18 protein-coding genes and 1 pseudogene are annotated in these 20,063 nt (G+C 74.0%); 8 read left to right on the plus strand and 11 right to left on the minus strand.

Going from position 1 to position 20,063, the window contains the following annotated elements:
* Window positions 1-184: 184 nt before the first annotated feature.
* Together ACZ4UB_RS24860 and ACZ4UB_RS24865 are read right to left on the minus strand one after the other, a co-directional pair.
* Window positions 185-847 carry a response regulator transcription factor gene (locus ACZ4UB_RS24860; protein ID WP_330333266.1) on the minus strand — a complete coding sequence of 221 codons (663 nt, stop codon included), beginning with the start codon at window positions 845-847 and terminating at the stop codon, window positions 185-187.
* 320 nt (window positions 848-1,167) lie between these two features.
* Complete coding sequence (locus ACZ4UB_RS24865) at window positions 1,168-1,818, minus strand: DUF3000 domain-containing protein (protein ID WP_399267451.1); 651 nt, start codon at window positions 1,816-1,818, stop codon at window positions 1,168-1,170.
* A 91-nt stretch (window positions 1,819-1,909) separates the two neighbouring features.
* Between ACZ4UB_RS24865 and hemE the strand changes: the two genes are divergently transcribed.
* Window positions 1,910-2,974, plus strand: coding sequence for a uroporphyrinogen decarboxylase (gene hemE / locus ACZ4UB_RS24870; protein ID WP_468073283.1), 1,065 nt, complete (start codon window positions 1,910-1,912; stop codon window positions 2,972-2,974).
* A gap of 126 nt (window positions 2,975-3,100) precedes the next feature.
* Here hemE and ACZ4UB_RS24875 read toward each other — a convergent pair whose 3' ends face one another.
* Both ACZ4UB_RS24875 and ACZ4UB_RS24880 read right to left on the minus strand, forming a co-directional pair.
* Window positions 3,101-4,486, minus strand: a complete 1,386-nt coding sequence (locus ACZ4UB_RS24875; RefSeq protein ID WP_468073285.1) for an FAD-dependent oxidoreductase — start codon at window positions 4,484-4,486, stop codon at window positions 3,101-3,103.
* A gap of 60 nt (window positions 4,487-4,546) precedes the next feature.
* Window positions 4,547-5,530, minus strand: a complete 984-nt coding sequence (locus ACZ4UB_RS24880; protein ID WP_468073286.1) for a DUF4349 domain-containing protein — start codon at window positions 5,528-5,530, stop codon at window positions 4,547-4,549.
* A 152-nt stretch (window positions 5,531-5,682) separates the two neighbouring features.
* On the opposite strand from ACZ4UB_RS24880, the gene hemG reads away from it, so the two are divergent.
* Together hemG and hemQ are read left to right on the plus strand one after the other, a co-directional pair.
* Window positions 5,683-7,206, plus strand: a complete 1,524-nt coding sequence (gene hemG / locus ACZ4UB_RS24885) for a protoporphyrinogen oxidase (RefSeq protein WP_468073288.1) — start codon at window positions 5,683-5,685, stop codon at window positions 7,204-7,206.
* A gap of 23 nt (window positions 7,207-7,229) precedes the next feature.
* The gene (hemQ, locus tag ACZ4UB_RS24890) at window positions 7,230-7,943 is read left to right on the plus strand and encodes a hydrogen peroxide-dependent heme synthase (protein ID WP_385781163.1); all 714 of its coding nucleotides are present in this window, start codon (window positions 7,230-7,232) and stop codon (window positions 7,941-7,943) included.
* A 113-nt stretch (window positions 7,944-8,056) separates the two neighbouring features.
* On the opposite strand, the gene ACZ4UB_RS24895 is transcribed toward hemQ, so the two are convergent.
* The 7 genes from ACZ4UB_RS24895 to ACZ4UB_RS24925 form a co-directional block, all read right to left on the minus strand.
* Complete coding sequence (locus ACZ4UB_RS24895; protein WP_468073290.1) at window positions 8,057-9,727, minus strand: alpha/beta hydrolase; 1,671 nt, start codon at window positions 9,725-9,727, stop codon at window positions 8,057-8,059.
* Window positions 9,728-9,809: 82 nt separating this feature from the next.
* Window positions 9,810-10,595 carry a TIGR04222 domain-containing membrane protein gene (locus ACZ4UB_RS24900; RefSeq protein WP_468073292.1) on the minus strand — a complete coding sequence of 262 codons (786 nt, stop codon included), beginning with the start codon at window positions 10,593-10,595 and terminating at the stop codon, window positions 9,810-9,812.
* A gap of 129 nt (window positions 10,596-10,724) precedes the next feature.
* On the minus strand, window positions 10,725-11,777 hold the full coding sequence (locus ACZ4UB_RS24905) for a TIGR04222 domain-containing membrane protein (RefSeq protein ID WP_468073294.1): 1,053 nt from the start codon (window positions 11,775-11,777) through the stop codon (window positions 10,725-10,727).
* Window positions 11,774-13,195: an MbnB/TglH/ChrH family RiPP precursor modification enzyme gene (locus ACZ4UB_RS24910; protein ID WP_468073296.1), complete on the minus strand. Its 1,422-nt coding sequence runs from the start codon at window positions 13,193-13,195 to the stop codon at window positions 11,774-11,776. Before ACZ4UB_RS24910 ends, ACZ4UB_RS24905 begins: the two co-directional genes overlap by 4 nt.
* Window positions 13,196-13,342: 147 nt before the next feature.
* On the minus strand, window positions 13,343-14,107 hold the full coding sequence (locus ACZ4UB_RS24915; RefSeq protein WP_468073298.1) for a peptidyl-tRNA hydrolase: 765 nt from the start codon (window positions 14,105-14,107) through the stop codon (window positions 13,343-13,345).
* Window positions 14,108-14,273: 166 nt separating this feature from the next.
* On the minus strand, window positions 14,274-15,143 hold the full coding sequence (locus ACZ4UB_RS24920) for a glycosyltransferase family 2 protein (RefSeq protein WP_468073300.1): 870 nt from the start codon (window positions 15,141-15,143) through the stop codon (window positions 14,274-14,276).
* A 16-nt stretch (window positions 15,144-15,159) separates the two neighbouring features.
* On the minus strand, window positions 15,160-16,521 hold the full coding sequence (locus ACZ4UB_RS24925; protein WP_468073372.1) for a tetratricopeptide repeat protein: 1,362 nt from the start codon (window positions 16,519-16,521) through the stop codon (window positions 15,160-15,162).
* 244 nt (window positions 16,522-16,765) lie between these two features.
* Here ACZ4UB_RS24925 and ACZ4UB_RS24930 point away from each other — a divergent pair, with 244 nt between their 5' ends.
* The 5 genes and pseudogenes from ACZ4UB_RS24930 to ACZ4UB_RS24950 all read left to right on the plus strand — a co-directional run.
* Window positions 16,766-17,818 (plus strand): NAD-dependent epimerase/dehydratase family protein, encoded by a 1,053-nt coding sequence (locus ACZ4UB_RS24930; protein WP_468073302.1) that lies wholly within the window; start codon window positions 16,766-16,768, stop codon window positions 17,816-17,818.
* Window positions 17,819-17,854: 36 nt separating this feature from the next.
* Window positions 17,855-18,547: an LbetaH domain-containing protein gene (locus ACZ4UB_RS24935; RefSeq protein WP_468073304.1), complete on the plus strand. Its 693-nt coding sequence runs from the start codon at window positions 17,855-17,857 to the stop codon at window positions 18,545-18,547.
* Between the two features lie 175 nt (window positions 18,548-18,722).
* Window positions 18,723-19,397: an AIM24 family protein gene (locus ACZ4UB_RS24940; RefSeq protein ID WP_354379188.1), complete on the plus strand. Its 675-nt coding sequence runs from the start codon at window positions 18,723-18,725 to the stop codon at window positions 19,395-19,397.
* 54 nt (window positions 19,398-19,451) lie between these two features.
* Complete coding sequence (locus tag ACZ4UB_RS24945; protein ID WP_468073306.1) at window positions 19,452-19,652, plus strand: hypothetical protein; 201 nt, start codon at window positions 19,452-19,454, stop codon at window positions 19,650-19,652.
* Window positions 19,653-19,660: 8 nt separating this feature from the next.
* A pseudogene (locus ACZ4UB_RS24950) lies at window positions 19,661-19,999 on the plus strand (WapI family immunity protein); the annotation flags it as partial.
* Window positions 20,000-20,063: the final 64 nt, after the last annotated feature.

Raw genomic sequence — 20,063 nt, forward strand, 5'->3', positions numbered from 1 at the left:
CTTTTTTTTTTTTTTTTTTTTTTCCCCCCCCCCCCCCCCCCCCCCTCCCCGGCCCCCCCCCCCCCCCCCCCCCCACCCCCCCCCCCCCCCCCCCCCGGGGTGGGAGGACGGACGTTCCCCCGGGTGCCCCGGTGCGCCGTCCGGTGGTGACCGGGGGCGTGGGCCGGGGACCCTGGGGACGGGTTCAGTGGATGATCCCGGTCCGCAGTGCGACGGCGACCATCCCGGCCCGGTCGCCGGTGCCCAGCTTGCGGGCGATCCGGGCGAGGTGGGACTTGACGGTCAGGGCGGACAGGCCCATCGAGACGCCGATGGCCTTGTTGGACTGGCCCTCCGCGACGAGGCGCAGGACCTCGACCTCGCGGCCGGACAGCTCGCGGTAGCCGCCCGGGTGGCTCGGGGCACCCGGGGGGCGGCGGTGCATCCGGGCGGCGGCCGCACCGATGGGCGCGGAGCCGGGCCGGCTGGGGAGCCCGATGTTGGTACGGGTTCCGGTGACGACGTAGCCCTTGACTCCGCCCGCGAGGGCGTTGCGTACCGCGCCGATGTCGTCGGCGGCGGACAGGGCCAGGCCGTTGGGCCAGCCCGCGGCACGGGTCTCGGAGAGCAGGGTGAGACCGGAACCGTCGGGCAGGTGCACGTCGGCCACGCAGATGTCGCGCGGGCTTCCGACGCGGGGGCGGGCCTCCGCGATGGACGAAGCCTCGATGACGTCACGAACCCCGAGAGCCCACAGGTGGCGGGTCACGGTGGAGCGGACGCGCGGGTCGGCCACGACAACCATGGCCGTCGGCTTGTTCGGGCGGTAGGCGACCAGGCTTGCGGGCTGCTCGAGAAGAACGGACACCAGGCCTCCTGAGGGAGTGGCGAGTGGGTGGCGGCCGGGGAAGGAGCCGCTACCCACCGTGCGGATGGTCACTCACTCCTTCGGCACGTCACCCGCCCGGCTTTAGGGAATGATCACGATTTAGTGAGTAACAATTCGGGCAATTCGGACGCGCGATCGATCAAGGGTCGATCAGAAGACCGCAACGGACGCCCCGTTCTGACAGCCGGTTACCGGCGCGGGCGGGGGTTCCCGGGTCCCGCCGGGGCCGTGGCGGCCGACGCCGGGGCGCCGCGCGACCACCCGCGGGGGCCGCGCGACAGGGCCGTCCGGCCCCTTCGCTACGGGTGGTGCGGACCGCGCCGCTGTGGCAGGGAGACCACCGCCGTGTCCACGGGCCCGACCGGAGGCAGCCCCGCGGTCTGGCACAGCAGGTCGCACCAGGCGGCCAGGTGGGCCGCCGTGTCGGGCACCCCGCCCACCCCCTCGCGGGGCGTCCACGAGGCTCTGATCTCGATCTGCGTCGCGGGCCGGCGCTCCGCGAGCCCGCCGAAGTAGTGCGACCCGGCCATCGTCACCGTGCCGCTCGCCTCCCCGTACGTCAGCCCGCGCGCGTCCAGCGCCCCGGTCAGCCAGGACCAGCACACCTCGGGGAGGAGCGGGTCGGCGGCCATCTCCGGCTCCAGCTCCGCCCGTACGAGCGTCACCAGCCGGAAGGTCCCGTGCCAGGCGTCGTGCCCGGACGGGTCGTGGAGCAGAATGAGCCGCCCGTCGGCGAGGTCGTCCTCGCCGTCGACGACCGCGGCTTCCAGCGCGTAGGCGTACGGGGCCAGTCGCTGGGGCGGTTTCGTCGGGTCGATCTCGATCCCGGGGCGCAGCCGCGCCTTCTTCAAGCCGTCGACCGCCCGCCGGAACGGGAGCGGGACGGAGCTCTCCTTCGCGCTGTCCACACCGTCAGCGCCATCTGAAAATCGTCCCTGAGCCGCAGCCATGCGGGGAAGACTAGGCGCAGCGGGCGCCCGTACGGCGCAGGGACACCCGCGCCGGGCCGGGCACTTCTTCATACGTGCGAAGATTTGGGTCGTGAGCGCCAACGAGAGCCCGAAGGGCACGCCGAGTCAGACGTACGATTCCGCCTTCCTGAAGGCCTGCCGCCGCGAGCCGGTGCCGCACACGCCCGTGTGGTTCATGCGCCAGGCGGGGCGCTCGCTCCCCGAGTACCGCAAGGTCCGCGAGGGCACGCAGATGCTGGAATCCTGCATGCGGCCCGACCTGGTCACCGAGATCACGATGCAGCCGGTGCGCCGCCACGGCGTGGACGCGGCCATCTTCTTCTCCGACATCGTGGTCCCGCTGAAGGCCATCGGCATCGACCTGGACATCAAGCCGGGCGTCGGCCCGGTCGTCGCCCAGCCGATCCGCCGCCGCGAGGACCTCGCACAGCTGCGCGACCTCACCCCCGAGGACGTCTGGTACGTCACCGAGGCCATCGGCCTCCTCACGAGTGAACTCGGCGGCACGCCGTTGATCGGTTTCGCCGGCGCGCCCTTCACCCTCGCGAGCTACCTCGTCGAGGGCGGCCCCTCCAAGAACCACGAGCACACCAAGGCCCTGATGTACGGGGACCCGGAGCTGTGGGCGGACCTGCTCGACCGGCTGGCCGAGATCACCTCCGCCTTCCTGAAGGTCCAGATCGAGGCGGGCGCCTCCGCGATCCAGCTCTTCGACTCCTGGGTCGGCGCGCTCGCCCCGGCGGACTACCGCCGCTCGGTGATGCCCGCCTCCGCGAAGGTCCTGGAGTCGGTCGCCTCCTACGGGGTCCCGCGGATCCACTTCGGCGTGGGCACGGGCGAGCTCCTCGGCCTCATGGGCGAGGCCGGCGCCGACGTCGTGGGCGTCGACTACCGGGTCGCGCTGGACGACGCCGTGCGCCGGGTCGGCCCCGGCAAGGCGCTCCAGGGCAACCTGGACCCGGCGGTCCTCTTCTCCACCACCGAGGCCGTGGAGGCCAAGACCCGCGAGGTCCTGGACGCGGCCGCCGGCCTGGAGGGCCACATCTTCAACCTGGGCCACGGCGTCCTCCCCACGACCGACCCGACGGCCCTGACCCGCCTGGTGGACTACGTCCACACCCAGACGCAGCGCTGACGCGCGTGGGCGGGCTGGTGATCGGCGCAGCCGATTCCAGCCCGCCCGGCGTTTGAGGGCATCCTTTGAGCCCGTCCGGCGTTTGAGGACCGGGGTCCGGGGCGGAGCCACCGGGGGTGGCGGGGGTCAGACCCCCGCGGCCCGCACCGCGGACACGGCCTTGCGCGCGGCGACCAGCACCGGATCCCACACGGGAGAGAACGGCGGGGCGTACCCCAGGTCGAGCGAGACGACCTGCTCGACCGTCATCCCGGCCGTCAGGGCCACCGCCGCGATGTCCACCCGCTTCGCGGCCCCCGCCCCGCCCACGATCTGGACCCCCAGCAGCCGCCCCGAGCGCTGCTCGGCCAACATCTTGACCGTCATCTCCGCCGCCCCCGGGTAGTACCCGGCCGTGTTCGTGGAGCGGATCGTCGAGGTCACGAAGCGCAGGCCCACCTCCCGCGCGTCCCGCTCCCGCAGGCCCGTGCGGGCGATCTCCAGGTCGCAGACCTTGCTCACCGCGGTGCCCACCACCCCGGGGAAGGTCGCGTAGCCGCCGCCCACCCCCGAGCCGATCACCTGACCGTGCTTGTTGGCGTGCGTGCCCAGCGGGATGTGCCGGGTGCGGCCCGACACCAGGTCCAGCACCTCCACGCAGTCCCCGCCGGCCCAGATGTTCTCGTGCCCCCGGACCCGCATGGCGAGGTCCGTCAGCAGTCCGCCCGACTCCCCGAGCGGCAGCCCGGCCGCCCGGGCCAGGCCGGTGCGCGGCTCCACGCCGATGCCGAGCACCACCACGTCCGCCGGGTACTCCTCGCCCGTCGCCGTGGCCACCGCCCGGGCCCGGCCCTCCTCGTCGGTGAGGATCTTCGTGACCTCGGCCCCCGCGACCGTACGGATCCCCATCCCGTTCATCGCCGAGTGCACCAGGCCGCCCATGTCCGGGTCCAAGCTGGCCATCGGCTGCGCGCCCCGGTGCAGGACGGTCACCTCGAAGCCCCGCAGGACCAGGGCCTCCGCCATCTCCACGCCGATGTAGCCCGCGCCGACCACCACCGCGCGCCGGACGTCCCCGCGTTCCAAGGTGTCCATCAGGCGCTGCCCGTCGTCCAGGGACTGGATGCCGTGCACCCCCCGCGCGTCGATCCCGGGCAGCCGGGGGCGGACCGGGCGGGCGCCGGTCGCCAGGACCAGCCGGTCGTAGCCCGTCCAGGATTCGGACCCCGATTCCAGATCCCGGGCGCGCACCCGCTGGCCGGCCGGGTCCAGCTCCAGCACCTCGGTCCCGGTGCGCAGGTCGATCCCGCGCGCCCGGTGCTCCTCGGGGGTCCGGGCGATCAGCTCGTCCGGACCGGCGACGGCCCCGCCGATCCAGTACGGGATCCCGCACGCGGAGTACGAGGTGAAGTGCGACCGTTCGAAGGCGACGATCTCCAGCTCCGCCGGGCCCTTGAGCCGCCGGGCCTGCGAGGCGGCGGACATCCCCGCCGCGTCGCCGCCGACCACCACCAGTCGTTCCGTCGCCGCCATCGCCCCTACCGTCCCTCCGTCGTCCTGCGCGTCGGTAACACGCTACGTCCGAACGGGCGTTCAGTCCGTCACGTCCCGCTCCGATTCCGGCGGCGCCGCGGCGGACCCCGCGGCGCGCCGCCCGCGCAACACCCGCCATCCCAGGGCGAGCAGCGCGGCGGCCCCGGCGAAGGGCAGCGCCGCCCCGAAGGCCAGCGCGATCCACCGCAGCGCCGTCGTGAACACCGACCAGCCGCCGCCCAGCGCGTCCGTGAAGGACGCCCCGTCGTCCTCGCCGGCCCCCTTGACCTGCCGCGGCTGCGCGACCTCCAGGGTGATCGCGGCGAGCGAGGTCTGGTCCGCCAGGGCCGTCTGTTGCGCCAGCAGCGACTCCAGGTCGGACTGGCGCCGGCTCAGCTCGCCCTCCAGCAGCACCACGTCACCGATCGCCGTGGCCTTCTCCATCAGCTCCCTGACCCGCACCACGCTCGCCTGCTGGGACTTCACCCGGCTGTCGACGTCCGCGAACTTCTGTGTCACGTCGAGCGCCTCGACCTTGCGGCCGAGCAGCTTCCCGCTGCCCTCCAGCGCGGTGAGGACCGCGTCGAACCGGTCCGCCGGCACCCGCAGGGTCAGTGACGAGGTCAGCGCCCCGTCGGCGTCCCGCCGGGTGCTCTCGGCGCCCACGAACCCGCCCGCGCCCTCGGCGGCGGACCGGGCCGCGGCCAGCGCCCCCTGGGCCTGCGCGGTCTCGATCGAGAGGGTGGCCGTACGGATGACCCGCGGGCGCCCGGCCACGGGCTGTTGCGGCCCCTTGCCCTGGTCGGCCGCGGCGGAAGGGGCGGCCGGGGCGGAAGGGGCGGCCGGGGCGGAAGGGGCGGCCGGGGGAGCGGGGGCCGCACCACCGGCGCCCTCGGCGTCCTGCCGGGCCGCCCCGGAGGCCGCCGCCGAGCTGTCGCCGCGGGCCGCGGAGTCCGCGGCGCAGCCGGTGAGCGCGAGCGCTCCGGCCAGGGCCAGGGCCGCGAGCGGGCGGGTGGTTCTCCTCGTCGGACGATCTGTGCGCATCGCGGGTCCCCCCAAGGGTTCGGCCGGTGTCCGCCCTTCGACGCGCGCCGGCCCGCGCGGGTTTCACCGGCCGGCCGCGGGCCGGTCCCGATGCGGTCACGGTCCGGCCACGGTGATCGGTCTGAGACGATGTGCCCATGCAGGAAGCGGACATGAGTACGGGCGCCGACGCCGACCCCGACCCCGATGCGCGGCGCGGCTCCGGCCGGCCCGGCCACGCGGTGGTCATCGGCGGCGGCATCGCCGGACTCGCGGCGGCCCACCGGCTGCTCGCCACCGGCGCGCGGGTGACCGTACTGGAGGCCGGTGCGCGGCTCGGCGGGAAGCTGCACGCCGGGGAACTCGCCGGGCTCCCCGTCGACCTCGGCGCCGAATCCGTGCTCGCCCGCCGCCCCGAAGCCGTGGAGCTGGCCCGGGCCGTCGGCCTGGGCGACGCCCTCCAGGCACCCGCCACCGCCACCGCCGCCCTGTGGACCCGCGGCGCCCTGCGGCCGATGCCGCGCGGCCACGTCATGGGCGTTCCGGGCGACCCGGCCCTGCTGGCCGCCTCGGGCGTGCTCTCCGCCGAGGGCCTCGCCCGGATCTCCGCCGACGCGGACCTCGCCCGCACCGAGTTGGGCGAGGACGTGGCCGTCGGCGCCTACGTCGCCGCCCGGCTCGGCCGCGAGGTCGTGGACCGGCTCGTGGAACCGCTGCTCGGCGGGGTCTACGCCGGGGACGCCTACCGGATCTCGATGCGGGCCGCCGTGCCCCAGCTCTTCGAGGCCGCCCGCACCCACCGCTCGCTCGCCGAGGGCGTGCGGGAGATCCAGCGCCGGGCCGCCGAGCGGCCGCAGGACACCGGCCCCGTCTTCGCGGGCATCGAGGGCGGCATCGGCCGCCTCCCGGTCGCCGTCGCCGCGGCCTGCCGCGCCGCCGGGGCGCGGATCCTGACCGGGGCGCCCGTGCGCGAACTGCTGCGCACGCCCGCGGGCTGGCGCGTGGTGACCGGCGGCTCCGGCTCCGCCCCGGCCGAGGTCATCGAGGCCGACGCCGTGGTCCTGGCCACCCCCGCGGGCCCCGCGGCCACCCTGCTGGAGCGCCTCGCGCCCGCGGCCGCCGGCGAGCTGCGCGGGGTCGACTACGCCTCGATGGCGTTGGTCACCCTCGCCTTCCGGCGCTCCGAACTGCCGGCCGGGCTGACCGGCAGCGGCTTCCTGGTGCCGCCGGTGGACGGCCGCACCATCAAGGCCTCCACCTTCTCCAGCAACAAGTGGGCCTGGTCGGGCGCCGACCCCGACCTGTTCCTGCTGCGGACCTCCGTCGGCCGCCACGGCGACGAGGCCGTCCTGGAGCGGGAGGACGCCGAGCTGGTCGACGTATCGCTCGCGGACCTCGGCGAGGCCGTGGGGCTGGCCGCCCGCCCGGTGGCCTCGGCCGTCACCCGCTGGACCGGCGGACTGCCGCAGTACCCGGTCGGGCACCTGGACCGGGTGGCCCGGATCCGGACGGCCGTCGCGGCCCTGCCCGGGCTCGCGGTGTGCGGCGCGCTGTACGACGGCGTGGGCATCCCGGCGTGCGTCGCCAGCGCCCACCGGGCCGCCGACGCGGTGGCCGGGGCATGGGCCGCGGGGCGCTCCGGCGCGGTCGCGGCGGGCTCCGCGAGCGCCTTCGGCACCCCAGGCACAGAGCACTGATCAGGACACGGGACAATAGGCACATGACTGCACCAGAGAAGATTCCCAACGCGGGGAAGAAGGCCAAGGACCTCAACGAGGTCATTCGCTACACCCTGTGGTCCGTCTTCAAGCTGAAGGACGTCCTCCCGGAGGACCGCGCCGGTTACGCCGACGAGGTCCAGGAGCTGTTCGACCAGCTCGCGGCGAAGGACATCACCGTCCGCGGCAGTTACGACGTCTCCGGCCTGCGCGCCGACGCGGACATCATGATCTGGTGGCACGCCGAGACCTCGGACGAGCTGCAGACCGCCTACAACCTGTTCCGCCGCACCAAGCTGGGCCGCGCGCTGGAGCCGGTGTGGTCGAACATGGCCCTGCACCGCCCGGCCGAGTTCAACAAGTCGCACATCCCGGCCTTCCTGGCCGACGAGAACCCGCGCGACTACGTCAGCGTGTACCCCTTCGTACGCAGCTACGACTGGTACCTGCTGCCCGACGAGGACCGTCGCCGCATGCTCAAGGACCACGGCATGATGGCCCGCGGCTACCCGGACGTGCGTGCCAACACCGTCGCCTCCTTCTCGCTGGGCGACTACGAGTGGATGCTGGCCTTCGAGGCCGACGAGCTGTACCGCATCGTCGACCTCATGCGTCACCTGCGCGCCTCCGAGGCCCGCATGCACGTCCGCGAAGAGGTGCCCTTCTACACCGGGCGCCGCAAGTCCGTCGCCGATCTGGTGGCCGGGCTCGCCTGATACCTCCCCTGGGGGGAAGGACCGGAAGACCGCGTGTTCAGACCGACGCCGGCTTCCGGGGATCGGGAGGCCCTGCCCCCGAATCGACGCAGCCGGAGATCCCGCCCGGAAGTTCAGACGACTGGCGGCAGCGGCACCCTTCGGGGGCCCGCTGCCCGGTCGTCCAGCGACACCGGTGCGGGCTCCGGATGCGGCGCACACGCGACGCGCCACCCCGCCGTGGCACCCGTCAGCAGATACCGCTCCACGTGCCGGTCCACGCAGTCGTTGCGTCCGCCGACCACTCCGTGGGTGCCGGCCCCCGTCTCCGTGACCAGCGCGGCCCGCGGCCCGAGCCGCCGCTGGAGTTCCAGCGCCCCCGGGTAGGGGGTCGCCCCGTCCCGCTCGGCGGCCACCACCAGCGTCGGGGGCAGCGCCGCGCGCACCTCGTCGCCCCCGCCCGCGCCCACGTCGACCGGGCGCTGCCGCCGCGCGGCGGCCGGCCAGGAGGCGCAGGGCAGGTTCAGGAAGGCGTTGGACCAGGTCTCGAAGGGGGCGGTCCGGGCCAGTTCGGTGTTGTCGCGGTCCCAGGTGGCCCAGTCCGCGGGCCAGGGCGCGTCGTTGCACAACACCGCCGTGTAGACCGCCCGCGCGTTCTCGTCCTCGGCGGCCGCCGCCGGGTCCGGCCCGGCCTGCTCGATCAGCGGCCCGGGGTCGCCGCGCAGGTAGGCGCCGAGCGCCGCCGCCCGCCGCGGCCAGACCTCGTCGTAGTACGCCGCCCGCAGGTACGCCGCCTGCAACTCGCCGGTGCCGACGACCCCGCCCGCGGGCTCGCGGGCCACCCGGGCCCGGACCTTCTCGTAGCTCGCGGCGACCGCCGCGGCCGTACGGCCCAGCCCGTAGACGTCGTGGTGGCGGCCCGCCCAGGCGCGGAAGTCGGCCCAGCGCCGCTCGAAGGCGGCCGACTGGTCGAGGTTGTTGCGGTACCAGATCCGTGCCGGATCCGGATCGACCGCCGAGTCGAAGACCAACCGGCGCACCTGGCCCGGGTAGAGCGTCGCGTAGACCGCCCCGAGGTAGGTCCCGTACGAGGCCCCCAGGAAGTTGAGCCGCGCCTCGCCCAGCGCGGCCCGCAACACGTACAGGTCCCGGACGTTGTCGAGGGTGGTGTAGTGCGCCAGCGCCGCGCCCGCCCGTCGCGCGCAGCCCCGGGCGTACTCCTCGGCGGCCGCGAGCCGCTGCCGCTTGTAGGCCGGCGAGGGCAGCTGGGGGACCTGGGTGGGACCCTGGGGCCGCGCCGCGGGGTCCCGGCAGGAGAGGGGGGCCGAGCGGCCGACCCCGCGCGGGGCGTAGCCGACCAGGTCGTAGGCGGCGGATACGCGCTGCCACTCGGGGAGGTCGGCGACGAGCGGGAAGTACATGCCGGAGGCGCCGGGGCCGCCGGGGTTGTAGACGAGGGAGCCCTGGCGCTCGCCCCTGGCGCCGGTGGCGGTGACCCGGCTGACGGTCAGCGAGATCTGCGGCCCGTCGGGGCGGGCGTAATCGAGCGGTACGCGCAACAGGGCGCAGCGCACGGGGGCGGCCAGCCCCTCGCTCGCGGGGCACGCGCGGAAGTCGAGCCGGTGCGCGGCGGCCCGGTGGGCGACGACCTCGGCCCCCAGGCGCCCGGCGCGCTCGACGGCGGTCTCGGCGCGGGGGACGCGGGGGCCGGGGTCCTCGGCGGCCCGGGCGGTGGCCGTCGGTGCGCACAGGGCGAGGGAGAGGAGCGCCGCGGCGGCTCCGTAGCGGGTCGGCGTCGTCCGCATGGCGGCCCCTGTCGTCTCATCGGATCAACAGATGGGACGACAGGCGGGTGCGGTTGTACAGGATCACCGCCGGGTGTCGCGCTCAGTACTCCCGTTGCCGCGGCAGCGTCCCCCGGTTGCCGCAGGACAGCGCGGCGCGCAGGCCCGGATCCCCGACGGCGCGCACCCCGCGCACGGCGATGGCGGCGAGCGGTTCGCCGCGCCCGCGCTCGCGGTCCAGTGCGCTCAGCAGCCGCTGTCCGGCGGGGGAGGCCCACGCGGAGTAGGGGTGGGACTCGAAGCGGGCGATGCCCAGGCAGCCCAGCGTGAGGATCAGCGGCAGCGCGAACCAGCACATGATGAAGGTGGGGGAGGCGCCGCCGGAGGGCACCACGAGGGAGGCGGCGGCCATCACGATGATCAGCGCGCTGGCCCCGCGCACGGCTTCGACCCCGGAAGCGACCCCCGCCCGGGCGCTCTCGGTCAGGGCGAGCCCGGCCTCGCCGAGCCGCTCGGCGAGCGCCCGTACGGCGTCGTGCGCGGCCACCGCGGCGCGGACGGACTCCACCGGCGACTGCCCGTCGGGGCCGAAGGCGTCCAGCGCCGAACGCTCCAGCGGATCGCGGCCGACCGGATCCAGTACCGTCGCCCACCCGGTGGGGGTCAGCAGCAGGCGCCGCTGGCGCTCCATGGAGAGCAGCGTCAGCTCGGCGACCCGCCGGGGACCGCCCGCCAGGTAGGCGACCTCGTACAGGTTCAGTTCGTCGTGGTGGTGCGCGGCGCCGCCGCCGGGGAGGGGCGGCGCGTCGTCGGTCGCGGCGTTCAGCAGGCGGGCGCACGACAACAGCGCTCCGGCCCAGGCCGTCAGGAGGAACGGGACCCAGAACATGGCCGATTTCTACAAGATGTTGAAGCTCCTGGTCGGGGGTGGTGCCGAGGTGTGAACACCTCGTGATGCGCTCGTGATGACGGCTCTCGTGATGATGGGTCTGGTGGTGATGGGTCTCGTGGTGAAGGGTCAGGAACTGCTGGAGCAGCTGGAGCCGGACGAACTGCTACAGCTGGAGCTGCTGCAACTCGACCCGCCACAGCTCGAACCGCTGGAGGAGCTCCCGCAACCGCTCCCGGAGGAGCCGCAGCCCGATCCCGTCGACCCCGAAGCGCCGCAGCTCGACCCGGAGTTCCCGCCGCAGCCGCTCGCTCCGCCGCCGTCGCTCCCGGCGCACCATACGACGGGCAGCACGTCGGGGGAAGACCCGGACCCGTGGGTGTCGTGATGCGCCCGCGAAGCCCTGGACGAGGAGGTGGCGCGGGCGCCGCCGAGCCGGGCGGCGGGCAGCAACTGCGCCCGCAGGTACGGGTCCCGGACGCCCGCCAGGCCCGAGAGCGCGGCCTGAACCGGTGCGCCGCGGTCGCGCGCGTGCTGGGCGCGGGTCTCGTTCAGGGCCCGCCGCCCGGCCGTGGTGATCCGGCCCCGTGCCCGGGAGGCGCCCACCGCGCCCGCTACCGCGCCGCCCAGCAGGGCGGGGAGCACCTCGACGACGAAGGGCACGTGGAAGGAATGGTCCATCGGCCCCGCGAACTGCACGATGGTGGCCGCGACCGCCAGCGGAAAGCCCAGCAGGCAGACGACGACCTGGACGATCCCCCAGCGCCGCCAGATCCGGCCGGTGCCGGGCAGGGCGATCAGCCCGCGGTGGGCCAGGTCGTCACCGATCTCCTGGACGGCGGGATCCCGCATCGCCGCCAGCCGCAGCACGTGCAGGGCCCCCGAGGGCGCCGTGGAGTGCGCCAGGAGCACCGCCCGCTCGGCGGGGTCGTGGGCCCGTACCCCCGGCAGGGCGTGGACGATGCCGGGACCGCCGACGACGAGCCGACCGTCGCACAGCAGTGAGACGAGCGCGGCGTCGACCACCCGACCCGGACCGCCGGAGAGGAAGGCGGCCTCGGAGAGGTCGTGCAGCCGGGGCACGGGACCGGCCGGGCGGGTGCGGAAGCGGCGGATGCCCAGGTGCAGCGCGAGCGAGGAGACGAGGACGGCCAGCCAGACGCAGCCGGCGAGCGCGTTCATCTCGCACCCCGCCCCGCCGCGGCGGCGGCGTCCGCGGGGCGGTCGGCGCGCACGGCACCGGCACGCGCGCCGGACGCAGGGTGCGCGGGGTGCGCGCTACCGGTCGCGCCCGGCCGCGGCGGCCTGCGCCGCCAGGGCAACAGGATCCGCATCCAGCGGGCCAGCGGCCCGACGGGGCGGACCCCGGCCCGGTCCTGCCACCACTCGGTGAGCAGGCGCCGCGCCGCGGGGTCCTCGGGCAGGTCCTGGATGAGGAGGTGCTCGGCGAAGTCGAGCGCGTCGCGCCGGTAGCCCCCGGTCATGGGGCGGGTCCGGGCGTACCGCAGGAAGCCCTCGCGGTAGGCGGTCGCCCCCAGCACCTCGACCAGCTCGGGCGCCAGCTTGCGCACCACCCCGGCGCGCTTGGCGGCGAGCGCGCGCGACTGCACCCGCAGCCGCTGCCCGTCGAAGCCCTCGGGCACGGGCGTCCCGGCGACCAGCGCCGACAGCAGGGCGGCCTGGCCCAGCCCGACCCGGGTGCGGGCGGCGGAGAGGTCCCCGGTGGTGGTGGCGGGGCGGGTGCGTGCGGGGGCGTCCGCGGCGGCGGGCCGCGGGCGACGGTCGCCGCGCCCGACCACCGCGCGGATCGTGCTCAGCTCGGCCGCCAGCTCGGCCTCCGGCGGGAAGTCGTCGTCGCGCTCCAGCAGCACCCCCGGCGGGTCCACCCGCTCGCGCAGCCCCGCCAGGAGGTCGAGGACGACCGGTGCGACGGGGTGCGCGTGGGTGTCGTGCCACACCCCGTCGCGTTCGACCCCGCCCGCCACGTGGACGTACGCCAGTGCCTCCAGCGGGATCGCGTCGAGCGCGGCCAGCGGGTCCTCGCCCCGGTTCACCCGGTTCGTGTGCAGGTTCGCCACGTCGATCAGGAGCCGCACCCCGGTCCGCTCGACCAGCTCGGCGAGGAACTGGCCCTCGGTCAGCTCCTCGCCCGGCCAGGAGATCAGTGCGGCGATGTTCTCCAGGGCCAGCGGGACCGGCAGCGCGTCCTGGGCGATCCGCACGTTCTCGCACAGCACGTCCAGGGCGTCCCTGGTCCGGGGCACGGGCAGCAGGTGCCCGGCCTCCAGCGCCGGCGAGGAGGTCCGTACGAAGGCGATGTGCTCGCTCACCAGCGGCGCGCCCAGGGCCACCGCCCGTTCGGCCAGCGCGGCGAGCCGGGCCGGGTCGGGGCGGTCGGCGCCGCCGAGCCCCAGGCCGACGCCGTGCGGGACGACCGCGGTGCCGCGCTCGCGCAGCCGCAGCAGGGACGAGGGGAGGTGGCCCGGGCAGATGTTCTCGGCCACCACCTCGACCCAGTCCAGGTCCGGCAGCCGTTCCACCGCTTCCGCGATCTCGGGCCGCCAGCCGATGCCCACCCCCAGGTGTGCCGTGCGCTCCATGTACCCCTCGCCCCCTTCCACGCGGTCCTTCGCCGGTGTCATGACCCCGGCGAAGAGCAGCCAACCGCAGAAAGGGACGTTCAGAGCAACATTTGAGGTTCCGCGCGGCGGCCCGCCGGGCGCGGGGGCGGGGCCCCGGGAGGACCGTTACCGAAGCCGTCCGCGCAGGGCCGGGTGGTCGGAGACCACCGTGCAGGAGCCCGGCGCGATCTCGGTGAAACCGGCGTCCCGCACCACCGGCAGTCCGCTCCCGGCCAGTGCGGCCCAGCGCTCTGGGCCGGCCGTCCGCACGGCGAGCCGGAAGCCGTCCGCCCGCCAGGCCGCCCGCTCGGGCCCGGTCAGCTCCCACCAGGCGAGCTGCGCCGCGTGCCCGACCTGGGCCATCTCCTTGCCCGCCGACATGTCCAGCTGGGGGTTGAGCCACAGCACGGGCACCCCGGGCTCCGCCGGCGGCACCGGTTCCGGGTCGTCCAGGTCGGTGCCGGACACCTGGAGCTTGGCGAGCTCCTTGGGCCAGCCGTCCAGCGGGACCGGCGGGAACACCCGGACCTCGGACTCCCCGCCCCGCACCGTGATGCCCGGCAGGGTCTGGGCCTTGCGCCACTCCGCCCCGCGCGCCCGGCGCACCACCTTGCGGATCCGCGCGTCCTGCCAGTCGTGCACGGCCCGGGCCCACTCGCCCTCGCCGAGCGCCCGCTCGTCCGAGAGCAGCACCAGCACCGCGCGGGCCGCCGTCTCCAGCGCGTCCGTCCGGGCCGGCGGCGCGGTCTTCTCCAGCCGGACCACCAGCGGCAGCACGAACTGCGGCGCCTCGTCGCGGGCGAGGTGCTCCGTGTGGAAGGGACTCTCGGGCTCGGCGGGGGTGGTGACGTTGGCGGCGACGGCGTCGCGGGCGGTGTCGGGGGCGCTCATCCGGCCAAGTCTGCCACCCCGCCCGCCCGTCTCCGCCGGCAGGAGTTTGCCGGGGAGGGCTCCCGCGGGCGAGGAGCCGCCGGAGTCCGGGTCGGTGTCTCGTACGGCTCGGACTGTGCGGGTACGGCCAGCACCACCAGATCCTGTCCGGAGTCGTGGGCGGCGATCAGATCACCGGGGGTCGGCCCAGCTGGGTCATCCGCCGCACGGTCCGCCAGTGCATGGGTCGCCTCGGCGGGTAGGGCACCCGCAGGCCTTCGAAGAAGCCGGCCCACCAGGCCGCCAGGCCGGACAGCGGGGGCCGCTGCGCGATCGTGTACGCGGCCCACGTCCCGAGGTAGACCGGGACCAGGACGGCGGGCAGGTGCCGCTTGGCCAGCCAGACGCGGTTCCGGCCCGTGTTGCGGTAGTACACCGCGTGCCGGGACGCTTCCGTACGCGGGTGTTGCAGCACCATGTCGGCCCGATAGTCGATATCCCAGCCGGCGTCGAGCGCCCGCCAGGCGAAGTCCGTTTCCTCGTGGGCGTAGAAGAACGTGGTGGGGAAGTCGCCTACTTGGTCGATGACGCTCATGCGGATGGCGTGGCCGCCGCCGAGGAACGTCGTCACCGGCCCGGACACCAGCGGGTTCTTGCCTCCCAGGCGAGGGACGTGCCTGCGCTGACTCGCCCCGGTCTCGTCCGCGATGCGGAAGCCCGCGATACCCAGGCGGGGCTTTCCGGCGAACGCTTCCCGGACCAGCCGGAAGGTGTCGGTGCGGGGCAGCAGGCCGTCGTCGTCCAGGACCACGACGACGTCCACGCCGCCCCGCTCGCGCAGCCAGGCCACGCCGGCGTTCCGGCCGCCGGGGATGCCCAGGTTCTCCGGCAACTCGACACCGTGCACGCCGTCCGGGAGGGGTGGGAGCTCCACGCCCTGGCCCAGGACGACGACGGTTGCCGGATCGCCTTCCTGGACGGCCACCGAGTCCAGCAGGGCCCGTAGTTCTGCGGGCCGATCTCCCATGGTCAGGACCACAACCCCGATCTTCGACATTCGTTGCCTGTTCCTCTCACACGTGGTTTCGCAGTAGTTCGCCCGCACGCTGGTCCAGGCTGGCCGCGCCGGCCACGCCGCGCTTGCGGTACCGGGTCGCCGCCGCCTGGATCTCCCTGACCGCCTGCCTGTTGCGGTCGGAGATCACGTCGCCCATGAAGTCCAGGGACCGGGCCCACAGGCCCACGGCCTCTTCGTGCCGGCGCTGCCCGGCCACCGATCGTCCCAAGTCGGCCATGGTCAGCCCATGCTTGAGCTGGTACGTGCCCGGGGTGCGGCCCGCCAGGGCCCTCCGATAGTGCCGCTCCGCAGCACGGTGCTCGTTCATCGCGGTCAGGGTCTTTCCCATGTGGGAGGCGACCGTGGCTACTACCGGGCCCGAGGCGGCGGCGTAGGCGGGGACAGGGTCCCGGGTGTCTGTCACGGCGTCCTCGGCGGCCAGCAGGGCACGTGCCGCCCTGGCGCCTTGCCCGCTGGCCCCGTACGCGCGGGCGCACGTCACCAGGAGCAGGGCCTCGGTTTGCCGGTCGACCTTCCCCGCCGCCCTGCCCAGGGCGGCTTCGGCCAGCTCCGGACAAGAGCGGGGGTGGCCCAGGTCAAGGGCCTGATGGGTCAGGGCCCGCATCATCCACGCGGCATGGCCGTTCGGGTCGGCCTCACAGGCCAGCTGATAGCCCAGCAGGTAGTACCGCTGCGCGAGGCCCTCCCGGCCGAGGTCGTGGTGTTTCCACCCGACCAGGCAAGCCAGCTGGGCCGCCGCCGCGAACGCCTCGGAGCGGACCTCGGCGGAGGGAAACCGGGCGGTGAGCATCGGGGCGACGGTGTCGGTGAGGTAGGCGGTGACGGTGGTCAGGCCGTGGCCACCGCCCATGCGTTCGTCCACGCTGCGGAACGTCTCGGTGAGCTGGCGGACGGTGCTCACCTCGGCGAGGCCGACACTGCCGCCGCTCTCGGCGGCTCGGAGCGTCGCGGCGACCGGTCCGTGGTCGTAGGCCAGCGGCAGGCCGACGGCGGCGGCGGTGAACGCGGCGCCGAGGAAGTCACGGCGACGTTGCATGACTGATCTCCCGAGATCGGCGATGGCGGCCAGCGGATCGGCTTCCATGACGCCACCGATGGCAGCGGAGCCTAGACCGATCTCGGCGACCGTCACCCGTCGCTTCGCCCGTCTCGTCAGGGCCTCGGCAATGTAGAACGGCGTCCGGCCGGAGGGTGCACCCCCTGCAACCCAGTAGGCGACGGCCGACGGCCCCGTACCCAACCGCTGACCGGCCTCGGCCGCCACAGAGCGGATCTCCCTGGCCAGCGCGTAGTACGTGGCCCCGGACTCGGCGATCACGTCTGCCAACGCGTTGTTCGGTGTCCGGTCCCCTGCCAATGTCGGCCCCCTCGGAAGCGATCTTGAACGGGTTGAACGGGTTGCCGCTTCGTCCACGGTACTCACTTTCCGTGCTGGGGCGTTCACTGTTCATCAGCCCGCCCGGGGCTGCACCACCGCTCCTTCCGGTGGAGGCCACCCCTGCCCCGAGCGGTGCCCGCCGGGGTGGCGGGGAGGCGGTCCCGAGCCGATCCGGTCGCAACCTCCCCGTCGCCCCCCTTCCGCCGAACCCGAGGAGACCACCGTGACGTTGACCGACGCCGACCAGTCCGCCGCCCTCGCCGGCTCAACCGTGGTGGTCACCGGGGGCGGGGGCTTGGTCGGCTCCCGCATCACCGCCCGACTTCGCGGGGCCGGGGCCCGCGTGATCGCCATGGGCAAGCTCGACGCCTACCCCGCCGCCGTCTACGCCGACCTGTTCGGCGTCCACACCACCGACCGGGACACCATCGTGGGCGACATCGCCGACGCGACCCTGGTGGACCACGTCGTCCGGAAAGCGGACTATGTGATCCATGCCGCCGCTGTCGCCGACGTGGCCGCCTGCACCCGCAACCCGATGGCCGCGATCCAGACCAATGTCACAGATACCCAGGTCCTCCTGGACGCGGTCCGCCGCTGCAACGCCCGGGTGCGCCGGTTCGTGTTCGTCTCCTCGGCGGCCGTCTACGGCAACGGCGACCCCAAGCGCCACGACGTGCAGACATGGAACGAAGACCAGCCCCTGGCCCCGCTCTCGGTGTACGCGAACACGAAGGCGTGGGGGGAGGCGCAAACCGCGTTGGTGTTGGGCAAGGCCAACGTCTCCCACACCTCGGTCCGATACTTCTCCGTCTACGGCGAACCGCAGACCGTCAAGGAGGGATCGCACTCCTGGGTGGTCGCCTGGATGGCGATGCGCGCGAAGCTCGGCCTTCCCCTGCACGTGAACGGCGGCGGCCGGCAGGTCCGAGACTTCGTCCACGTCGAAGACATCGCCGATGCCACTATCAGGGCCACGCTCGCCCCCGGCGCCGACGGACAGACCCTCAACATCGGCACCGGCCGGGCCACCTCCATCGCCGACGTGGCCCAGCTCATCCGCAACCACTACCCCGACGCCGAGTTCCAGGACAGGCCGCTTCCCGAGGGCGACCCGCTCGGCGGGACGGCTGGCACGGCCCGCATGACCGCGGCCCTGGACTGGGAGCCCCGGATCGCGGTGGCCGAGGGCGTGGCCCGCTACGTGGCCTGGCTCGACAACACCCCCGCCGCTCTGCCCGACTTCCTGCGCCGTGAGGCCGCCGAAGCCGCCTGAACCGCCCCGCCCCGACGACGACCAGGAGCAAGCCAGATGCCCGAGTCCCTCCGTATCGGTGACTACGTCCGCTCCCCGGCCGCGTCCGGGCTGGACGCCACCGGATACGCCAAGATCGGCGAGTTCGAGCTGTCCGACTTCCTCACCTGCTGGGACGCCCTCCACGACGACGCCCTACAGGTTGTGCCCGAGCGGATCCACCCCACAGCGCAGATCCACCCCGCTGCGATCATCGGCGAAGACGTCATCATCGGGCCGGGGGTCCGCGTTCACGAATTCTCGACCGTCCGCAAGCGGTCCGTCCTCACCGCCGGCGTGTCCGTGGGCTTCGGGTGCGAAGTGACCCACTCCTTCGTGGGGGAGAACACTGTTCTCGGCCACCAGGTCGGCGTCGGACACTCCATCATCGGGACCGACGCCCACCTGTCCGCGAACCTCGTGATCGCGGCGATCAGCTTGTGGAACTACGACATGCGCGTACCCATCAAGGAAATCGCCCTGCACGGTCCCGGCGACGAACCGCCCTACCGGTGCACCACGTCCCAGTTCGGCGGCCTGATCGGCGACCACGTCCAGACTGGCAGCATGATCACCCTCGGCCCCGGCATTGCTGTGGGTCGACACTCGGCCATCGCCGCGAGCGTCTGCATGGGCAGCACCGTCGTTCCCCCGGCCAGCGTCGTACGGTCGTCTTCACCCGAAGTGATCATCGAGCCCCGCCGGATCTGACCGTCGTGCCGGCCGACTCCCGCCCCCGCCGGGGAGCTCGCCGATGGGCCTCGGTCCAGCGGGTCCGGGCCCCCGCGGCCCGCACGGCATCGGTCATGGAGAGGCGCTCAAGTAGATTGGATCGAAGACTACTTGTATTTCATGGCTACTTCCTGAAGAAACAAGGTCAAGCGCAGTGAAGAGTGATCTTTTCGCATCAGAGAACCTGGCCCAGGCGCCCACCGCCCCCGGCATGGAGCTGCAGAACGCCAAATCCGTCAAGTACACCGTCAACGGTGAAATGCTCGCCCGCCAGGGCGCGATGATCGCCTTCCGGGGCAACCTCCAGTTCGAGCGCAAGGGCCAGGGCATCGGTGGCATGCTCAAGCGCGCGGTCACCGGCGAGGGCCTGCCCCTGATGTCGGTCCGCGGCCAGGGCGAGGCGTGGTTCGCGCACCAGGCCGGGAACTGTTTCATCGTCGAGATGGAGCAGGGCGACGCGCTGACCATCAACGGTCGTAACGTCCTGTGCTTCGACCCGACCCTGTCCTACGAGATCAAGATGGTGAAGGGCGCCGGGATGACCGGCGGCGGCCTCTTCAACAGCCTCTTCACCGGCTACGGCAAGCTCGCCCTGGTCTGCGACGGCAACCCGATCGTCATACCGGTCACCGCGCAGGCGCCCGTCTACGTCGACACGGACGCGGTCGTCGGCTGGAGCGCCCAGCTGGAGACCGGCCTGCACCGCTCGCAGTCCGTCGGCTCGATGATCCGCGGCGGCTCCGGCGAGGCCGTCCAGCTGATGCTGCGCGGCGAGGGCTTCGTCATCGTCCGCCCGAGCGAGGTCACGGAAGCGGCCGCCGCCCACTGACCGGCCGACCGCCCACGACGGTACCCGGCGGCGCGGCCGGGTACCGTCGTGGGCATGGACCAACCGCAGCACCCGGACGAGAGCACCACGTACTGCCCCGCCCCCGCCACCCCGGCCGGCCGCGTACCCGGACCGCCCTACGCGGACTGCCTGCAGTGCGGCAAGCCCACCGAATACGGCGTCGCCACCCCGGGCGTGGTCCTGTGCCCGGTCTGCGAATGGCAGGAAGCCCAACGCACGGCCTGCTCGGGCTAGTGACCTGACCGGGTCTGCTGACCGGTGAGGCCCGCCAGGTGTCCGCGTGGCTGCGCGCGGTGGCCGCGGGGAGGGTGGACGTCACCGAGCCCGATGCCGAAGGTGAGCTGTCGCCGGACACGGAGTTCATCGAGCCGGTCGTAGCTTTCAGCCTCGCCGATCGCACCGAAGACGGGACCGCGGTGATTCGCGTTCATCTGTCCCTGGAGGCGGCGCCCCCGTGGCGGCAGGGTGAGGGCGGGGCCGCCATCTACCAGTACGTCGTGAAGGTCGGGTCGGACGCCGCAGCACTGCTTCGTGCGGCTGACCAATGGGATGTCGCCCTGGGTCTCTTCCCGGCCCGCTGATCCGGACACCGGACGCCGCCGCCTTGGTGCGTGCCGGGGCGCGGGCCGCTATCCGGCCAGAGCG

The sequence above is a fragment of the Streptomyces sp. NPDC028419 genome (assembly GCF_055565515.1).